Source organism: Paracoccus aminovorans, from assembly GCF_001546115.1.
Lineage (GTDB): Bacteria > Pseudomonadota > Alphaproteobacteria > Rhodobacterales > Rhodobacteraceae > Paracoccus > Paracoccus aminovorans_B.
In genome coordinates this window covers 296319-312362 of sequence record NZ_KQ955211.1, presented here as the reverse complement: position 1 = coordinate 312362, position 16044 = coordinate 296319, and the positions used below count along the sequence as shown (strand labels likewise).

The 16044-nt window shown below is 71.0% G+C and carries 15 protein-coding genes; 6 read left to right on the top strand and 9 right to left on the bottom strand.

From position 1 onward, the window contains the following. Positions 1-500: 500 nt before the first annotated feature. From ASV56_RS21665 to ASV56_RS21655, 3 genes are all read left to right on the top strand, one after another. Entirely contained in the window at positions 501-1523 is a 1023-nt protein-coding gene (locus ASV56_RS21665; protein WP_062564031.1) for a replication initiation protein, read from the top strand. Between the two features lie 205 nt (positions 1524-1728). Further along, a complete protein-coding gene (locus ASV56_RS21660) occupies positions 1729-2058 on the top strand; it encodes a carboxymuconolactone decarboxylase family protein (protein WP_062564030.1) in 330 nt (109 codons plus the stop codon). A gap of 102 nt (positions 2059-2160) precedes the next feature. Next, positions 2161-4206, top strand: a complete 2046-nt coding sequence (locus tag ASV56_RS21655; protein ID WP_062564029.1) for a catalase — start codon at positions 2161-2163, stop codon at positions 4204-4206. Here ASV56_RS21655 and ASV56_RS21650 read toward each other — a convergent pair. Genes ASV56_RS21650 through ASV56_RS21610 form a run of 9 tightly spaced genes read right to left on the bottom strand, consistent with a single transcriptional unit; the run spans position 4167 to position 12546 of the window. Continuing rightward, positions 4167-5624, bottom strand: a complete 1458-nt coding sequence (locus tag ASV56_RS21650) for a UdgX family uracil-DNA binding protein (protein WP_062564028.1) — start codon at positions 5622-5624, stop codon at positions 4167-4169. The two genes, ASV56_RS21655 and ASV56_RS21650, sit on opposite strands and share 40 nt — an antisense overlap. Then, on the bottom strand, positions 5621-6856 hold the full coding sequence (locus ASV56_RS21645; protein ID WP_062564027.1) for a putative DNA modification/repair radical SAM protein: 1236 nt from the start codon (positions 6854-6856) through the stop codon (positions 5621-5623). Before ASV56_RS21645 ends, ASV56_RS21650 begins: the two co-directional genes overlap by 4 nt. Positions 6857-6907: 51 nt before the next feature. After that, positions 6908-8035 carry a BatD family protein gene (locus ASV56_RS21640; RefSeq protein WP_062564026.1) on the bottom strand — a complete coding sequence of 376 codons (1128 nt, stop codon included), beginning with the start codon at positions 8033-8035 and terminating at the stop codon, positions 6908-6910. Next, positions 8029-8640, bottom strand: coding sequence for a hypothetical protein (locus tag ASV56_RS21635; protein ID WP_062564025.1), 612 nt, complete (start codon positions 8638-8640; stop codon positions 8029-8031). Before ASV56_RS21635 ends, ASV56_RS21640 begins: the two co-directional genes overlap by 7 nt. Then, a complete protein-coding gene (locus tag ASV56_RS21630; RefSeq protein WP_062564069.1) occupies positions 8637-9500 on the bottom strand; it encodes a vWA domain-containing protein in 864 nt (287 codons plus the stop codon). Before ASV56_RS21630 ends, ASV56_RS21635 begins: the two co-directional genes overlap by 4 nt. Beyond that, positions 9497-10420 (bottom strand): VWA domain-containing protein, encoded by a 924-nt coding sequence (locus tag ASV56_RS21625; RefSeq protein WP_062564024.1) that lies wholly within the window; start codon positions 10418-10420, stop codon positions 9497-9499. The genes ASV56_RS21630 and ASV56_RS21625 overlap by 4 nt, the downstream gene beginning before the upstream one ends. Beyond that, entirely contained in the window at positions 10420-10749 is a 330-nt protein-coding gene (locus tag ASV56_RS21620; protein ID WP_062564023.1) for a hypothetical protein, read from the bottom strand. The genes ASV56_RS21625 and ASV56_RS21620 overlap by 1 nt, the downstream gene beginning before the upstream one ends. Further along, complete coding sequence (locus ASV56_RS21615) at positions 10736-11590, bottom strand: DUF58 domain-containing protein (protein ID WP_082724963.1); 855 nt, start codon at positions 11588-11590, stop codon at positions 10736-10738. Before ASV56_RS21615 ends, ASV56_RS21620 begins: the two co-directional genes overlap by 14 nt. Next, on the bottom strand, positions 11584-12546 hold the full coding sequence (locus ASV56_RS21610) for an AAA family ATPase (RefSeq protein ID WP_026155584.1): 963 nt from the start codon (positions 12544-12546) through the stop codon (positions 11584-11586). Before ASV56_RS21610 ends, ASV56_RS21615 begins: the two co-directional genes overlap by 7 nt. Before the next feature lie 236 nt (positions 12547-12782). Here ASV56_RS21610 and ASV56_RS21605 point away from each other — a divergent pair, with 236 nt between their 5' ends. The 3 genes from ASV56_RS21605 to ASV56_RS21595 all read left to right on the top strand — a co-directional run bounded on the left by ASV56_RS21605 (position 12783) and on the right by ASV56_RS21595 (position 16040). Next, complete coding sequence (locus ASV56_RS21605; protein WP_062564022.1) at positions 12783-13370, top strand: ANTAR domain-containing response regulator; 588 nt, start codon at positions 12783-12785, stop codon at positions 13368-13370. Further along, a complete protein-coding gene (locus ASV56_RS21600) occupies positions 13367-14542 on the top strand; it encodes an ABC transporter substrate-binding protein (protein ID WP_062564021.1) in 1176 nt (391 codons plus the stop codon). Before ASV56_RS21605 ends, ASV56_RS21600 begins: the two co-directional genes overlap by 4 nt. 286 nt (positions 14543-14828) lie before the next feature. Next, positions 14829-16040, top strand: coding sequence for an MFS transporter (locus ASV56_RS21595; RefSeq protein ID WP_062564020.1), 1212 nt, complete (start codon positions 14829-14831; stop codon positions 16038-16040). Positions 16041-16044: the final 4 nt, after the last annotated feature.

The window sequence follows — 16044 nt, the reverse complement described above, 5'->3', positions numbered from 1 at the left end:
TGCGCTGTCAGCGCCGCAAGTTGCCCGGAAAGGCCCAGGCCTTTCCGTAACCCTCCGGTGCAAGCCATCCCCATTTGTAAGTCTTTCGCGGTGCGGTGGCCATCCGGCAATCCTGATCTTGTGGATAAAAAACACTCGCTGGGTTCAGATTCATCAGATTCAGGATTCATTCCCGCCTAGACCTTGGAAATGCTGCGGTATTCCCCGCAAAACTTACGATTCGGGATGGTTCGCGATTCTTTTCGGGATGGCGGCGCTTACGGATCGGGTGGCTATGGCTTACAATCGGGGATGCGGCGTCGCCTTACATTTCGGGTGACTCGAAAACCGGCGATTTGCGTAGGAAAAAGGCCAGCAAAAGCAAGAGGCTGCGAATCGCCTGGTGGCGGTCCATGCGACTAGCGCTTACTTTTTGGGTTCGCCCGCCCCGCCGTCCACCCCGACGCTTGAAAACTTACGTTCTCTCGAATACAAAAGTAAGGTCTTTGATGTAGGGGAACATGGCTGAGACCCGGATACGCACGGTGGAGGCGCGCCCGAACGCCGACAGCCTGGTGAAGCCGGGCGAATTGGTCGATCTGATCGAGGTCACGCCGCTGACGTTAAACGACCGCCGCATCTATAACCAGCTGCTCGAGAACGCCTGGGAGGCGATCGACAAGCCGGTGACCCACGTGATTTCCAAATCCACCCTGCGTGGCAGCCACAATTCCAACGACAGGGTGGGCGAAAGCCTGGAGCGGCTGATGTCCGCCATCGTCAAGGTGGCGGTGATCTGGGACGGCGAGCCCGCCATCGAGCGCGTGCAACTGCTGGGCGGCAACCTGGAAAGCGGCCGCAGCGACGGCTTGCTGGAGTATGAGATCCCGGCGCGGCTGCGCAAGATCATCCGCAACAGCCAGGTCTTTGCCCGGCTGCAGCGCGAGGTCATGTTCGCGCTGTCCTCGAAATACGCGCTAACGCTTTACGAGATGGTGCAAAAGCGCGGCAACCTGCGCTGGAAGGCTTCGGAACGCTTCACGCTCGAGGCCCTGCGCGGCATCATGGGCGTCCCGAAAGGTAAGCTTTCGTCCTGGTCGAACCTGAAGCTGCGCGCCATCGACCCGGCGGTGGCCGAGGTGAATGCGCTTTCGGACTTCCTCGTCGAGATCCTGCCGATCAAGACCGGCCGCGCCGTGACCCATGTCGAGATGCGCTGGTGGCGCAAGGATGGCGATGCCAGCGGCGCGGCGGATCGCGCCCTGCAATTCTCGAAGGTCGGGCGCCGGGTCAAGGCCGAAGGCCGCACCGAAGAGGTCCGCCCCGCCCCTGAGAGCCGTCCCCGGCCCGGCTGGCTGGAATCGCGCGGACCGGCCTTGCAGACCGCGACCTATGAAACGGCCCGCCTGCGCCACCCCGGATACGACATCTATTTCGTCGAAAGCGAATGGCGGGAATGGAGCGCCCGCAAGGAGCCGGCCAAGGACCCCGACCGCGCCTATCTCGCCTTCTTCCGCAGCTATGCCGAGAAGAACCCGCTCTAGAAATTGCCAATTGGCAATTTCCAGGGCGCTAGGAGTAGACCGTTCCAGTGATCCGCATAAAGCACACATTCTGCGGATATGAACTGTCGGCCCTTTGAGGCTCCGGCCTCTACGAAATGCCCTTCGACGCGCTCCGAACCACCGAGCTTTTTCCCTTCGTCAGGCTTGGCTTAAATGGCGGCATCAAACCCAGCATGGTGCCGACATGACCGCGAAGCAGAAACTGTCCGAGATGAACGCCCGCGCCGCCGCGCTCTACAAGGCCGATCCCAAAACCATGTCCGCCTTTCGCGGGCTGATGACCGCCGCCGGCCGCGAGGGCCGGGTCGCCCCGGCGATGAAGGAGATGATCGCGCTCGCCGTCGCCATCGGCCGCGGCTGCGAGGATTGCGTGGTCTTTCACGCCAGCGAGGCCAAGACCCAGGGCGCCGACCGTGCCGAGCTCCTCGAGGTGCTAGCCGTGGCCGTCGAGATGTCCGGCGGCCCTGGAACCGTCTATGCCGCCAAGGCGCTCGCCGCTTTCGACGAGCTCTGAGCCGCATCGCGAGGAACCCTGCCCGCCCGCGGACGTTGGCCCCGCATCGGCGGCTGGCCCCGGCTGCGCCATGGCCGCACCCACCCTTCAAAGGCAGGACAGATGGCTGAGAACTCCTATGACACCACCCGCGGTACCGGCGGCGAGACGCAGCAGATCGGCAGCGGGCTGACCACCAACCACGGCATCCCGATCGCGGACAACCAGAACAGCCTGCGCGCCGGCGCGCGCGGCCCGACGCTGCTCGAGGACTTCCTGCTGCGCGAGAAGATCTTCCACTTCGACCACGAACGCATCCCCGAGCGCATCGTCCACGCCCGCGGCTCGGGCGCGCATGGCTATTTCGAATGCACCGACCCGATCCCCGAGCTGACCCGCGCCAGCCTGCTTTCCGAAATGGGCAAGCGCACGACGGTCTTCGTGCGCTTCTCGACCGTGGCCGGGGGCGCGGGCTCGGTCGACACGCCGCGCGACGTCCGCGGCTTCGCGGTGAAATTCTACACCGACCAAGGCAATTGGGACCTGGTCGGCAACAATATCCCGGTCTTCTTCATCCAGGACGCGCTGAAATTCCCCGACCTGGTGCATTCGGTCAAGATGGAGGCCGACCGCGGCTATCCCCAGGCCGCGACGGCGCATGACACATTCTGGGACTTCGTCTCGCTGATGCCCGAAACGCTGCACACGGTGATCTGGGCCATGTCCGACCGCGCCATCCCGCGCAGCTTCCGCATGATGCAGGGCTTCGGCATCCACACCTTCAAGCTGGTGAACGCGCAGGGCCAGGCGCAATTCGTCAAGTTCCACTGGAAGCCGCGGCTGGGGGTGCAGTCGCTGGTCTGGGACGAAAGCGCCAAGCTGCAGGGCGCCGACAACGACTATCACCGCCGCGACCTGCATGAGGCGATCGAGGCCGGCGACTTTCCGGAATGGGACTTGGGGGTGCAGATCTTCGGCCAGGAACTGGCGGACAGCCTGCCCTATGACGTGCTCGATGCGACCAAGATCATCCCCGAGGAGGTGGTGCCGCTGCGCGTGGTCGGCCGGCTGGTGCTGGACCGCAACCCCGACAATTTCTTCGCCGAGACCGAACAAGTGGCCTTCATGCCTTCGAACGTCGTGCCGGGCATCGACTTCACCGACGATCCGCTGCTGCAGGGGCGGCTGTTTTCCTATCTCGATACGCAGAAGTCGCGGCTGGGCACGACGAATTTCCACCAGATCCCGGTGAATACACCGAAATGCCCCTATGCCAACATGATGCGCGACGGCATGATGCAGACCCAGGTGCCCAAGGGCCGCGCCAATTACGAGCCGAACAGCCTCGACCAGGCCGGCGAGGTGACCGGGCCGCGCGCCAATGGCCAGGTCTTCACCACCGTCCCGCAAGAGGTCGAGGGCCAGAAGCTGCGCATCCGGGCCGAGAGTTTCGGTGACCATTACAGCCAGCCGCGGCTGTTCTGGCGCTCGCAGACGGAAAACGAACAGGCGCATATCGCCTCGGCCTTCGTGTTCGAGCTGTCCAAGGTCGGGCTGGACCATGTCCGCAGCCGCGTTGTCAGCCACCTGCGCAATGTCGACGAGGATCTGGCCAGCCGCGTTGCCAAGGGGCTTGCCATCGACCTGCCCGCAGCCGCGGAGCCGTTCCGCGCGCCGGTGGACCTGCCGCCGTCCGACGCGCTGTCGATCCAGAAGAACTGGCACGAGACCCTGCAGGGCCGCAAGGTCGGGCTGCTGTTCGGCGAGGGCTCGGACGCCGCCGCCATCGACGAGCTCATCGCGCGGATCGAGGCCGAGGGCGGCACCGTCTTCACCATCGCCCCCAAGGTCGGGCCGCTGAAGCTGACGGGCGGCGAGCGAGCGGCGGACGGCCAACTGGCCGGCTCGCCCTCGGTGCTGTTCGACGCCGTCGGCATGATCCTGGCGCCGGACGAGGCACAGCGCCTGGCCAGCGACGCGGCGGCGCTGTCCTTCGTCATGGATGCCCACGCCCATCTCAAGGCCATCGGCCATTGCAAGGGCTCGCAGGTGATCCTGGATCGCGCCGGCATCCGGGATGGCGAGGGCGTCGGCCCCTATGCCGACCTGCCCGAAATGGCCAAGCGCCGCTACTGGTCGCGCGAGCCCAAGCTGCGCGACCTCGCCTGAGACCCCAGCATCGCCGCCGCCCGGCCCAGGTCGGCGGCGAAGTCGCTGCGCGCCGCGCGGGCCTCGGCGGCGGGCAGGCGCAGGATCAGGCTCGGGTGCCAAGTCAGCAGCACCGGCCCGCCGTCCAGCGCCGGCTCGACGCTGCCGCGCCGCGCGGTCAGCGGCGCCTTGCGCCCGGTCAGCGCCAGCGCGGCGCTGGCGCCCAGGGCAACGGTCAGGCGCGGCGCAACCAGCCGCCGCTCTTGGTTCAGCCACCAGCGGCAATGATCGATTTCCGCAGCCGAGGGGTTGCGGTGCAGCCGCCGCTTGCCCTGCGGCGCGAATTTGAAATGCTTGACGGCATTGGTCAGCCAGGCCCGGTCCGGGTCCAGACCGACCTCGGCCAGCACCGCGCGCAAAAGCTGCCCGGCGGGGCCTACGAAGGGGCGGCCGCGCAGGTCCTCGTGATCGCCCGGCGCTTCGCCGACGATCATCAGCGCGGCATCGGGATCACCCTCGCCCCAGACGGTGCGGGTCGCGGCGTGGCACAGATCGCAGCGTTGGCAGGCCGCGGCCTGCGCGCCGGCCTGTTCCAGAGTCGCGGGTGCGGTCTCATCCGTCGGCAGCCGCAGCCGGGCCGTGACCTTGGCGGCAAAGCCCGGCGCCTCGCTCGCCCCCGCCGCGGCCATGGCCGCGACGCGGCGCGGCGCATCGGCCAGCATCTGCGGCACCAGCCGGGTTTCGGGCAGGTTCTTCCAGTATTTCAGCGGCATCTCGGACCGCATCGCCCTGGTCTTGATCCGCGCCGGGTTGAAGATATTGGCGAAATAGGTCTGCCACAGCGCATGGCTGGCGTCGGGCGGCAGGTCGGGGCGCGGCACCGGGTCGGAAAACCGCAGCGCGCCGTCGAAATGCGCCACGCCCTCGGGGGTGACGATGCGCCAGTCCATGTCGGCGAAGCGGCGGGCGAAGAAGGGCGTGACCGCTTGCAGGATCGGGTGCTCCGGCTCGAACCAGGCGGCGAAGCGGCGGCGCGGGCCGGTCGCCGGCAGCTCGTGAAAGCGCAGGAAGGCGTGCATCTTGTGAATGTCGCGCCGCACCGAACGCGCCAGCGCCTGCAAGCGGATCACCAGCGGATCGGCGGGATTGCCCAGCAGGTCGCGCTGTTCCTGCACCCGCAGCAGCGCGGTATAAAGCAGGCTCCAGCGTTGCGGATCGCCGTGGAATCCGACCTGCCGGCACAGCGCCAGGAAATCGGGCGTGGCGCGGACCGGATGGAGCCCCGGCGGCGGCAGCGGTTCGGCGCCGAACAGATCCGGCGCTGCCCCGGCCTCGGCCCAGGTCACGGCGCCCGGTTGGATGCGGGCGCTGGCCAGCCGGCGGGCGGCTGCGCGCCAGGCAGCAAGCCGGTCGAAACGCGGCAGCTCGACCCGGATCATCCGAACAGCGACAATTGCTCGGGCGCCGGCGCGAAACGCGCGTGCAGCCCGGCGCTGTCGGTCAGCGCGCCGGGTTGCCAGTCGGGCAGGGTGACGAAGGGCCGCGCCTTCGCCATCACCGCCCCCATGCGCAACAGGTCAGCGTAGCGCAGCGGTCCGTTGCGCCGCGCTGCCAGGATGCGGGCGACGGTGCGGGTGCCGAAGCCCGGCACGCGCAGCAATTGCTCGCGCGTGGCCCGCGCCACGTCCAGCGGAAAGTCGCCGCGATGCGCCAGGGCCCAGGCAAGCTTGGGGTCCAGCGCCAGATCCAGGTTGCCATCCGGCCGCGCCGCGCCGATCTCCTCGGCGTCGAAACCATAGAAGCGCATCAGCCAGTCGGCCTGATACAGCCGGTGTTCCCGCAGCAGCGGCGGCTTGACCAGCGGCAGCGTGGCCGAGGCATCCGGGATCGGGCTGAAGGCCGAATAATACACCCGCTTCAGGTCATAGCCCGCGTAAAGCCGGGCCGAAGTGCGCAGGATCTCGCGGTCGGGCGTCGCATCGGCGCCGACGATCATCTGCGTCGATTGCCCGGCCGGGGCAAAGCGCGGCGGGCGCTTGCCGCGATGCGAGGTCTCGGCTGCCGCCTCGCGCGCCAGCCGCATGTCGGCCATGGCGGCGCGGATCGTCTCGGGCCGCTTTTCCGGCGCCAGCCGGCGCAGGCTCTGGTCCTGCGGCAGCTCGATATTGACCGACAGCCGGTCGGCCAGCAGCCCGGCCTCGGCCACCAACTCGGGCGCCGCCTCGGGGATGGTCTTCAGGTGGATATAGCCGCGAAAGCCGTGCTCGACCCGCAGCATGCGCGCGATGCGGACCATGTCGCCCATGGTCTGGTCCGGGCTGCGGATGATGCCCGAGGACAAAAACAGCCCCTCGATCATGTTGCGGCGATAGAATTCCAGCGTCAGGCCGACGACTTCCTCGGGCGAGAAGCGGGCGCGCTCGACATTGCTGCTGACCCGGTTCACGCAATAGGCGCAGTCGTAGATGCAGAAATTCGTCATCAGGATCTTCAACAGGCTGACGCAGCGCCCGTCCGGTGTATAGGCGTGGCAGATGCCGGTGCCGCCGGCCGAGCCGATGCCGCCCTGGCGCGCATCGCGCCGCGTGGTGCCGCTCGACGCGCAGGAGGCGTCGTATTTCGCCGCATCCGAAAGAATCGCCAGCTTCTGCTGCAGGGTTCGCCGTGCCATGGCGGCATGGTATGTTCGCGAAATGTTCTTGTAAACGGCAAAAGCCGCCGGCTAACCTTTGCGGATCTGGCGCAGGAAAGCCGCCGTGTCGAAACCGCCTGCCTCGGGCGAGAAGATCGCCCGGTCCAGCCGCTCCAGCGCCGTCGGATCGACCGGCCGGCCGGCGCGGCGGGCATGGTCGGCATAGGCGCGGGCGGCGTGGCGCAGCGCCAGCAGATCGCCGGCGGCCGCCGCCTGGCGCAGCGCCGCCGCATGCGGATTCGGCAGCCAGCGCCGCCAATCCGGCGCCCGCAGTCCCTGGCCGCGCAGCGCCCAGGCCAGCGCCACGGCCAGCCCGGCCAGGGCGGCGGCCCCGCCCAGCCACGGGCCGGTCAGCCGGGCGCCGCCGCCGACATTCGCCCCGACATAGCCATAGCCGAAGATGATCGGCTGGGTGATCGCGCCGCGCAACTCGCGCTTGGCTAGGTCGAACCAGGAAATCCGGATCGGTGGCAGCGTGCCCTGTTCGCCGGTGATCGGCCGCAGGCTCCATTCCCATTGCACGAAGGCCAGCGGGCCGCGCTCGGTCAGCCGAGTCTCGCGGATCTCGGGCGCGGTGAAGCTGATCAGCCAGGCTTCGCGCAGATCGGGGCGCGTCGGCAGCAGATGCGCCATGGTGTCCTCGGCGGTGATGGTGATGCGGCGGCGGATGGTCTGGTTGTCGCGGATCCGCGCCGGGTCGTCCGACAGCTCGTCCGTGACCTTCAGGTTGCGCGCCGCCAGCGGCAGGCCCGGCGCCGGATAGGGCGCCACGGCGACCGAGACCGCCGGGGCGGTCACATCGACCACGCTGCGCGTAGCGCCGTCGGCCTTGGTCAGGTGATGCGTGACCGGACCGATGACCAGGTTGCCGGGCCGGCGCGGAATAAGCGCGATCTGGCGCTCGAAGACCTGGCGCGGCAGGCCGTTCACCCGCTCCTGCCGCCAGTCGTCGGGCAGAAGCTGCATCCAGTCATAGGCCGGCGAATCCGGGAAGATCATCTCTTCCAGCGCCACGAAGCCGGTATATTCCCCGCGCACGGTCAGGCGGATCATCTCGCCCACCACCGGGTGGACCTCGGGCAGTTCGATGCGCAGCCGGTCCTGCGCGGCGGCCGGCGCGGCGATGAGCAGCAGCAGAAGCAGCAGCAGCCTCACCATGGCTCGCCCTCGGCCGGGCGGATCAGGCCAAGCGCGGCGCGGCGGTCGTATTCCGCCTTGAGCCGCAGGCGCAGGAACTCGCCCGGATCGTCGGCCAGCGTCGCGAGCCACTCGTCGCTGGCGGCGATGCCGCGCGCCTCGACGTCGCGCTTCCAGTTGATCATCAGCACGCCCGAGGTCGTGGTCTCGGTCGGCCCGGCCGGTCCCAGCCCGCCGGCGCCGGCGATGCGGCCGGGCACGCTGCTGTCGCCGCGCTCGGGCGGGATCAGCGCATTGACCGCCTCGCGGTTGCGGCGCGCCTCGGCATCGGCGGGATTGGCGAACAGCACCGCGTCGAAATAGGCCCGCGCCAGCGCGTATTCCCCGGTGGCGGCCAGGCTCAGGCCGCGGTTATAGGTCTGGGTCCGCCCGGCCGCGGCAAAGGCCGCATCGGCGGCCGGATAGGCGCCGGCGCGATACAGCGCCACGCCGCGCTCGGCCGGGTCGGGCAGCAGCGGGGCGGCCAGGCCCGGCAGCCCGGCCCACAGCGCCACCCGCCCCAGGGCCTGCGGCCCGGCCAGCGCCAGCAGCGCCAGCGCGACGGCGGGGGCGAGAAGCCGCCTCATGCCTGCCTCCGGAACTGCCAGAGCAGCGGCAGCAACGCCAGCGCCGCGATCCAGGGGCCAAGGTCGCGGTATTGCAGCGCCCGCATCGCCGGATCATCCCCCAGCGCCGAGCGCGCCAGCGCCGCCACTACCGGCCCCGGCGCCGTCGCCGGCACCACCCGGCGCGCGATCCGCGTCAGCGCCCCGGCATCGGCGGCGGGATCGCCCGCGACGCTGAGCGCCTGCACCTGCACGCCCGCGGCGCGCAGCCGCTGCGCCTCGGCCTCGGCCGCCGCATCGACGCCGCCGCCGTCCGAGATCAGCACCAGGTCGCCCCGCGCCAACCCCGCCAGCATCTGCCCTGCCAGCGCCAGCGCGGCGGCGGGATTGCTGCTCTTGCCGGGCATGGTGTCGCGGTCCAGCACCGCCAGCAGGCTTTCCAGCACGCGCGGATCGGCGGTGGGCGCGGCGGCGGTATAGGCCTCGCCCGCATAGAGGATCAGCCCGACCGGGCGGCCCGGCAGCGCCGCCATCACCTGCGCGGCGCCCGCCTGCGCATCGGCCAGCCCGCCGCGCAGGACCGAATCCGACAGGTCCATCGCGATCACCACCGCGTCGCTTTGCGCAAAGACCGGCGCATCGGCGCGCGGCACCGCGGGCCCGGCCAGACCCAGCGCCAGCGCCAGCCCGCCGGCCCAAGGCAGCAGCCGCAGCCAGCCCGGCGCGGCGCGGATCAGGCCAAGCGCCGCCAGCCCGGCCAGCATCGGCGGCGCCAACACCGCCTGCCAGCCGCCGGCATCCGGCCCGCGTCGCCAGCGCAGCCACGCCGCCAGCACCAGCAGCGGCAGGACCGCAAGCCACCAGGGGCGCAGCAGGATCATCCGCGCCTCCATCCGATCAGCGCCAGCAGCGCCAGCGCCAGCGCCGCGGGCCAGGCCCAGAGCGATTGCCAGAAGCGCAGCGGCGGGCGCTCGGCCGGGTTCGGCTCCAGCCGGTCCAGCGTCGCGGCCATAGCGCGCAGATCCTCCATGCCGCGCACCCGGAAGCTGGTCCCGCCCGAGGCCTCGGCCATCTCGCGCAGCATGCGGGCATCCACCGCGTCGCGCGACTTCGGCCGGGTTTCCAGGTCGTCGGGACCCAGCGCGATGGTGTGGACGCGGATGCCATGCGTCGCCGCCAGCCGCGCCGCATCGACCGCGCCGACCTTGCCCGAGGTCGCGACCCCGTCCGAGAGCAGCACCACCACCCGCGTGGGCGCATCGCTGTCCATCAGCCGCCGCATCGCCAGGCCCAGCCCGTCCGAAATCGCGGTGGCGCGGCCGGAAATGCCGATCTGCGCCTCGTCGATGGCGCGGGCCACGGCCTCGACGTCGAAGGTCACCGGCTGCGCGACATAGGCGCGGTCGCCGAAGACCACCAGCCCGATCCGGTCGCCCTTGCGCGCCGCGACAAAGCCCGAGGCGACCCGCTTGACCGCCTCGAGCCGCGACACCGGCTGGCCGTCCAGGCTGAAATCCTGTTTCTCCATGCTGCCCGACAGGTCCAGCGCCAGCACGATGTCGCGCCCCGAGGCCGGCAGCAGCGCCGATTGCCGCTGCATCTGCGGCCCGGCCAGCGCCAGAACCATCAACGCCCAGGCCAGCGCCGCCAGCATCCAGCCGCGCCGCGCCGCGCCGCCCGTGGTGCCGTCCAGCACATGCGCCGGCACCAGCAGCCCGCCCTGCGCCGCGCGCGGCGGCAAAAGCCGCATCAGCAGCGGCAGGGGCAGCAAGACCAAGGCCAGCGGAAAGGCGAAACCCATCAGCGACCTCGCCTGGCGATGCGCTCGATCTCGGCATCGGGCGGCGGCGGGGCGGCGCCATAGGCCGCCGGGCGCAGCGCCGCCGGCAGGCCGCCCCGGATGCGGGCGATGGCCAGCAGCCTTTCGCCGGCCGGCAGGCCCCGGGTGCGCCGGATCCGTTCGGCCCTCGACACGCGCCGGCCCAGCAGCGGCGACAAAAGCCAGGCCAGCACCAGCCCGGCCAGCAGGCCCAGCCCGAACAGCGCCAGGTATTCCGGCCAGCCCGGCGCCTGCATGGCCGGCGGCAGGCGCGAGGGCGCCAGTTGCGCCACCAGCTCAGCCGGCGTCATCGTCCGTCACCAATCGGGAATGCGCGCCCAAGGCACGCAGATGCGCCAGCAGCGGCTGCGGGTCATGGCGCGACAGCCGGCCGTGGCGGCTGTGGCTGCCGTCGCTGACCGCCAGCGCGGCGGCGGGCGGGGCGGTCTCGGCCGGGTCCAGCACCAGATGCAGCTCGAACCGCCGGCTTTGCGCCAGGCGGCGCAGGGCGGCATCGGCGCCGGCCGGCCCCTCGGGGCCCGTCGCCAGATGGACGCGCCCGCCCGGCGCCAGCATGCGCATGGCCTGAGCCAGCGCCGGGGCCAGCGCCGGGGCATCGGCGCCCCCGGCGACCCGTCCCAGCAGCGCCGCGTCATGGCCGCGCGCCATGGCCAGCGCCACGGCCTGCATCTGCGCCACGCCCCCGGCCGGGTTCAGCGCCAGGGCCGCGCCGGCGCCCAGCACCAGCAGCCCGACCGAGCCGCCGCGCCCGACCGCCCGCCAGCCCAGCATCGCCAGATGCCGCGCCGCCCGGACCGAGCGCAGCGCCGTGCCGGTGCCCCACAGCATGGCGGGGCGGAAATCGGCGATCAGCAGCGTGCTGTCGTCGCGATCCTCGTGAAAGCTGCGGACGTGCAACTGCCCGGTGCGCGCAGTGGCGGCCGGGTCGATGCGGCGCAGGTCGTCGCCCTCGGCAAAGGCGCGGATCTCGCGCAGGTCCATGCCCTGTCCTGCCACCCGCGCCGGGATGGCGCCGGGGCGGCGGCTGGCCGGACGCTGGCGCTGCATCCGCGCCGGCGGGCGCAGCGCCATCAGCTCGGCCGCCGTCAGCCGCAGGCCCGGCCGGTCCAGCGCGGCCGGCAACCCTACCACGGCCGCACCGCGCGCAGGGCGTCGGCGATCAGGCTGCGGCCGCTGCGCCCCTCGCCCTGGGCGCGCCAGCTGGGGATCAGCCGGTGCGCCAGCGCGTCCTCGGCCAGTTCCTCGGCATCCTCGGGCAGGCCGTGGTCGCGGCCCTGCATCCAGGCCCGCGCCCGCACCGCCGCCGCCAGGGCCAGCGTGCCGCGCGGCGAGACCGGGTGCTCGACCCATTCGTGCACCGCCCCGCCCGGCCGCGTCGCCATCACCAGCCGCACGATGAAATCCTTGAGCACCGGCGCCAGATGCACCGCCGCCACCTGCTGCCGCGCCGCCCGGATCTGCCCGTCCGAGATGCGCTGCATCGGGCCGGGTTCGGGCGCCAGTCCTTCGGCCTCGACCAGGTCCAGGATGCCGCGCTCGGCCCCGGCATCGGGCAGCTCCAGCCGCAGGTGCAGCAGGAAGCGGTCCATCTGCGCCTCGGGCAGCGGGAAGGTGCCCTCGTGCTCGATCGGGTTCTGCGTGGCCACGACCATGAAGGGATCGGGCAGCGGCCGGGTGACGCCGCTGGTCGTGACCTGGTGCTCGGCCATCGCCTCCAGCAGCGCGGATTGCACCTTGGGCGGGGCGCGGTTGATCTCGTCCACCAGCACCAGCGAATGAAAGATCGGGCCGGGCACGAAGTCGAAGCCGCCGCTGCCGGCGCGATAGACCTGCGTGCCGGTCAGGTCCGAGGGCAGCAGGTCCGGCGTCGCCTGGATGCGGGCATGGCTGCCCGACAGGCAGTCCGCCAGCCGCTTGACGGCGCGGGTCTTGGCGATGCCGGGCGGCCCCTCCAGCAGGACATGGCCGCCGGCCAACAGCGCGATCACCAGCCGCTCGGCCAGCCGTTCGTGCCCGACCAGCCCCTGCGCGACGCTTGCCGCCAGATGCGTCACGGCCTGCGCATCGACGTGATCCATATGTGACATGTTCGCTCTCCCTGACGGGAAGGTTGACCCGGGCGCGCGCCAGATCAAACCCCGACGGGCGTTTCTGCGACCAAGGGCTTAACCGGCTGCGATCCCGCGTCCGGCTGCCGCGCAGGCAGAAGCGCGCGCCGGATGCCCGCAAAGCGGGCAATGCCGGGACCGGCCGCCGCCCGGGACCGGCGCGGCTTGCCCCGCGCCCGGCGCCGTGCCAGCGCGGGACGAACAGCAGGGCCGCCATGCAGCAGAAGCTCGTCATCGTCGTCGTCGAACCCGACCCGGACCGCGCGCGGCCCATCGCCGAGGGCCTGCGCGCCGCCGGCGATCACGACATCCGCATCATCGCCGAGCAATCCGGTCTGGCGCGGCAGGTGACCGAGCTGCGCCCCGACGTCGTGCTGATCGACATCGCCAACCCCTCGCGCGACATCCTCGAGGAACTGGCGCTGGCCTCGGGCCCGTCCGAACGTCCGGTCGCGGTCTTCGTCGACCGCTCGGACGAGCCCCTGACCCGCGCCGCCATCGAGGCCGGGATCTCGGCCTATGTCGTCGACGGCCTGCGCCCCGAACGGATCAAGCCGATCCTCGACGCCGCCATCGCCCGCTTCAACGTCTTCCAGCAGATGCGCGCCGAACTCGCCGCGACCCGCGCCGCGCTCGAGGAACGCAAGGTCATCGACCGCGCCAAGGCGATCCTGATGTCGGCGCGCGGCATCAACGAGGAAGCCGCCTATGCGCTCTTGCGCAAGACGGCGATGGACCAGGGCAAGCGCATGGCCGAGATCGCGCAGCAGCTGGTCATGGCGGCGGGGCTCCTGGGCCGATGAAACGCTTGCGCCTGGGCTATCTGCCGCTGATCGACGCCGCGCCGCTGGTGGTGGCCCGCGAGCTGGGCTTCGCCGCCGAGGAGGGACTGGCGCTGGAGTTGCGGGCCTTCGGTGCCTGGGCGCAGGTCCGCGACATGCTGGGCGCCGGGCTGGTCGATGCGGCGCATATGCTGGTGCCGATGCCGCTGGGCCAGGCGCTGGGGCTGGGTCCGGCGCTGCCGGCGATGGACCTGGTGATGTTCCTGTCCCATGGCGGCCAGGCCATCGCCGTCAACCGCGCGCTGGAAGCGCGGCTGCGCGACGCCGGCCACGATTTCGCCTTTCGCGACGCCGGTGCCGCGGGCCGCGCGCTGCGCGCCGTGGTGGCGGGCCGGCTGCGGGTCGGCGTGCCCTTCCCCTTCTCGACCCAGCTCGAACTGACCAGCCTGTGGCTGAGCGCCAGCGGTTTCGCCCCGGCTGCGGTCGAGCTGGTCACCCTGCCGCCGCCGATGATGGCCGACGCCATGGCCTCGGGCGAGGTCGACGCCTTCTGCGTGGGCGAGCCCTGGGCCAGCGTCGCGGTCGAGCGCGGCGTCGCGGCCCTGCTGCTGCCGGGCACCGCGATCTGGCGCGCGCCGCCGGAAAAGGGCCTGGTCCTGCGCCGCGACTTCGCCGAGACCCGCCCCGAAGAGACCGGCGCCCTGATGCGGGCGCTGTGGCGGGCCGGGCGCTGGCTGGACGCGCCCGAGCATCGCGGCACCGCCGCCGAGATCCTGTCGCGCGCCGAATACCTCGACCTGCCGCCGGTGCTGGCCGAGCGCGGGTTGACGGGCCGGCTGATGATCGCACCCGCCGGCCATATGCGCGCGGCGCCGGATTTCGTCGCCTTCCACGCCGGCGCGGCCAGCTTCCCGTGGAAAAGCATCGCCGCGCTGATCGCCGGCCGCATCGCCCGCCGCCACGGCCTGCCCGAGACGCCCGCGATGCTGGCGGCCATGCGGCATTTCCGCACCGACCTGTATCGCCAGCACCTGCGCCCGGCCGGCGCGGCGCTGCCCGGCGCCTCGGCCCGGATCGAGGGCGCGCTGGCCGAGGACCGCGTGGTGCCGGCGGAAAAGGGCCAGATGATTCTGCGCGCCGACGGCTTCTTCGACGGCTTCAGCTTCGAACCGCCGCTGCCATCCCGGAACTGACCGATTTGCAGGCATTCGCCCGCCGCAGCCGCATGAAATTCATGCGCTGCAACGCAGCGACCGCGAAATCCGGCCAAGGCTGCACCGCAGCGCTTGCATCATTGCGCCACTCCGGCAATTCCTTGGACATGGCCCGGCGCAATGGCGCGCCACCGGCCCGCTCGCAACGATGCGGCAACCTTCCGAAAGCGATCCGCTGCGGCTTGCCTTCTGTCCCACGGGACAGCGTTCCTGCCTGCGCCGCTTTCCGACAGCCACTGACCCCAGTTTCGCCATCGGAGCACCCATGTCCGCCATTCCCCCGACCCATCCCGATTCCGGCCGCGCGCTTTCCCTGTCGACCGCGGCCTTCACCGTCTGTTTCGCGGTCTGGACGATCTTTTCCATCATCGGCATCCAGATCAAGCAGCAGCTCGCGCTGACCGAAACCCAGTTCGGCCTCTTGGTCGGCATCCCGATCCTCAGCGGCTCGCTGGTGCGGGTCGCGCTTGGCGTCGCCACCGACCGCATCGGCGGCCGCGCGGTCTATACGCTGACCATGCTGGCCGCCGCCGCCGCGACCTGGCTGCTGAGCTGGGCCGACAGCTATCCGCAGATGCTGCTGGCGGCGCTTGGCGTCGGCCTGGCCGGCGGCAGCTTCGCCGTCGGCGTGGCCTATGTCTCGCGCTTCTACGCCGCCGGACGGCAGGGCACTGCGCTGGGGATCTTCGGCGTCGGCAATGTCGGCGCCGCCGTGACCAAGTTCGCGGCCCCCTTCGTCATGCTGGCCTGGGGCTGGCAGGCGACGGCGCAGGTCTGGGCCGCGGCGCTGGCGCTGACCGCGATCCTGTTCTGGGTCTTCTCCAGGGACGACCCGCTGACCGCCGCCCGGCGTCAGGGCAGCCTGCCCCTGCGCAGCCTGCGGGCCGAGTTCGCGCCGCTGAAGACCATGCAGGTCTGGCGCTTCGCGGCCTATTACTTCTTCAGCTTCGGCGCCTTCGTCGCGCTGGCGCTGTGGCTGCCGCATTACCTGATCGGCGTCTATGGCTTCGACATCCGCACCGCCGGCATGGTCGGCGCCGCCTATTCCATCCCGGCCTCGGTGTTTCGCGCCTATGGCGGCCACCTGTCGGACCGGATCGGGGCGCGGCGGGTGATGTATGCGACCTTCGCCGTCTCGCTGGCCGCGACCGCGATCCTGACGCTGCTGCCCGGGCTGCCGGTCGCCGGCTTCCTGGTCACGATCTTCACGCTGGGCTTCTTCATGAGCCTGGGCAAGGCCGCCGTCTACAAGCACATCCCCAGCTATTATCCCGGCAATGTCGGCGCCGTCGGCGGGCTCGTCGGCATGATCGGCGGCCTGGGCGGCTTTGCCCTGCCGCTGCTCTTCGGCTGGCTCAAGGACCAGACCGGGCTGTGGTCCAGCTGCTTTGCCGTGCTGTTCCTGCTGGTCGCGGCCTGCCTTTTGTGGATGCACGCCTCGATCCGCCGCCTGCAACCCGCCCTGCAAACCGCCTGAGGTC

What these genes read in the sequence shown, in the direction of transcription:
- ASV56_RS21665 (WP_062564031.1), top strand. Translation starts at nt 501, where the DNA reads ATGGCTGAGACCCGGATACGCACGGTGGAGGCGCGCCCGAACGCCGAC.
- ASV56_RS21660 (WP_062564030.1), top strand. Translation starts at nt 1,729, where the DNA reads ATGACCGCGAAGCAGAAACTGTCCGAGATGAACGCCCGCGCCGCCGCG.
- ASV56_RS21655 (WP_062564029.1), top strand. Translation starts at nt 2,161, where the DNA reads ATGGCTGAGAACTCCTATGACACCACCCGCGGTACCGGCGGCGAGACG.
- ASV56_RS21650 (WP_062564028.1), bottom strand. Translation starts at nt 5,624, where the DNA reads ATGATCCGGGTCGAGCTGCCGCGTTTCGACCGGCTTGCTGCCTGGCGC.
- ASV56_RS21645 (WP_062564027.1), bottom strand. Translation starts at nt 6,856, where the DNA reads ATGGCACGGCGAACCCTGCAGCAGAAGCTGGCGATTCTTTCGGATGCG.
- ASV56_RS21640 (WP_062564026.1), bottom strand. Translation starts at nt 8,035, where the DNA reads ATGGTGAGGCTGCTGCTGCTTCTGCTGCTGCTCATCGCCGCGCCGGCC.
- ASV56_RS21635 (WP_062564025.1), bottom strand. Translation starts at nt 8,640, where the DNA reads ATGAGGCGGCTTCTCGCCCCCGCCGTCGCGCTGGCGCTGCTGGCGCTG.
- ASV56_RS21630 (WP_062564069.1), bottom strand. Translation starts at nt 9,500, where the DNA reads ATGATCCTGCTGCGCCCCTGGTGGCTTGCGGTCCTGCCGCTGCTGGTG.
- ASV56_RS21625 (WP_062564024.1), bottom strand. Translation starts at nt 10,420, where the DNA reads ATGGGTTTCGCCTTTCCGCTGGCCTTGGTCTTGCTGCCCCTGCCGCTG.
- ASV56_RS21620 (WP_062564023.1), bottom strand. Translation starts at nt 10,749, where the DNA reads ATGACGCCGGCTGAGCTGGTGGCGCAACTGGCGCCCTCGCGCCTGCCG.
- ASV56_RS21610 (WP_026155584.1), bottom strand. Translation starts at nt 12,546, where the DNA reads ATGTCACATATGGATCACGTCGATGCGCAGGCCGTGACGCATCTGGCG.
- ASV56_RS21605 (WP_062564022.1), top strand. Translation starts at nt 12,783, where the DNA reads ATGCAGCAGAAGCTCGTCATCGTCGTCGTCGAACCCGACCCGGACCGC.
- ASV56_RS21600 (WP_062564021.1), top strand. Translation starts at nt 13,367, where the DNA reads ATGAAACGCTTGCGCCTGGGCTATCTGCCGCTGATCGACGCCGCGCCG.
- ASV56_RS21595 (WP_062564020.1), top strand. Translation starts at nt 14,829, where the DNA reads ATGTCCGCCATTCCCCCGACCCATCCCGATTCCGGCCGCGCGCTTTCC.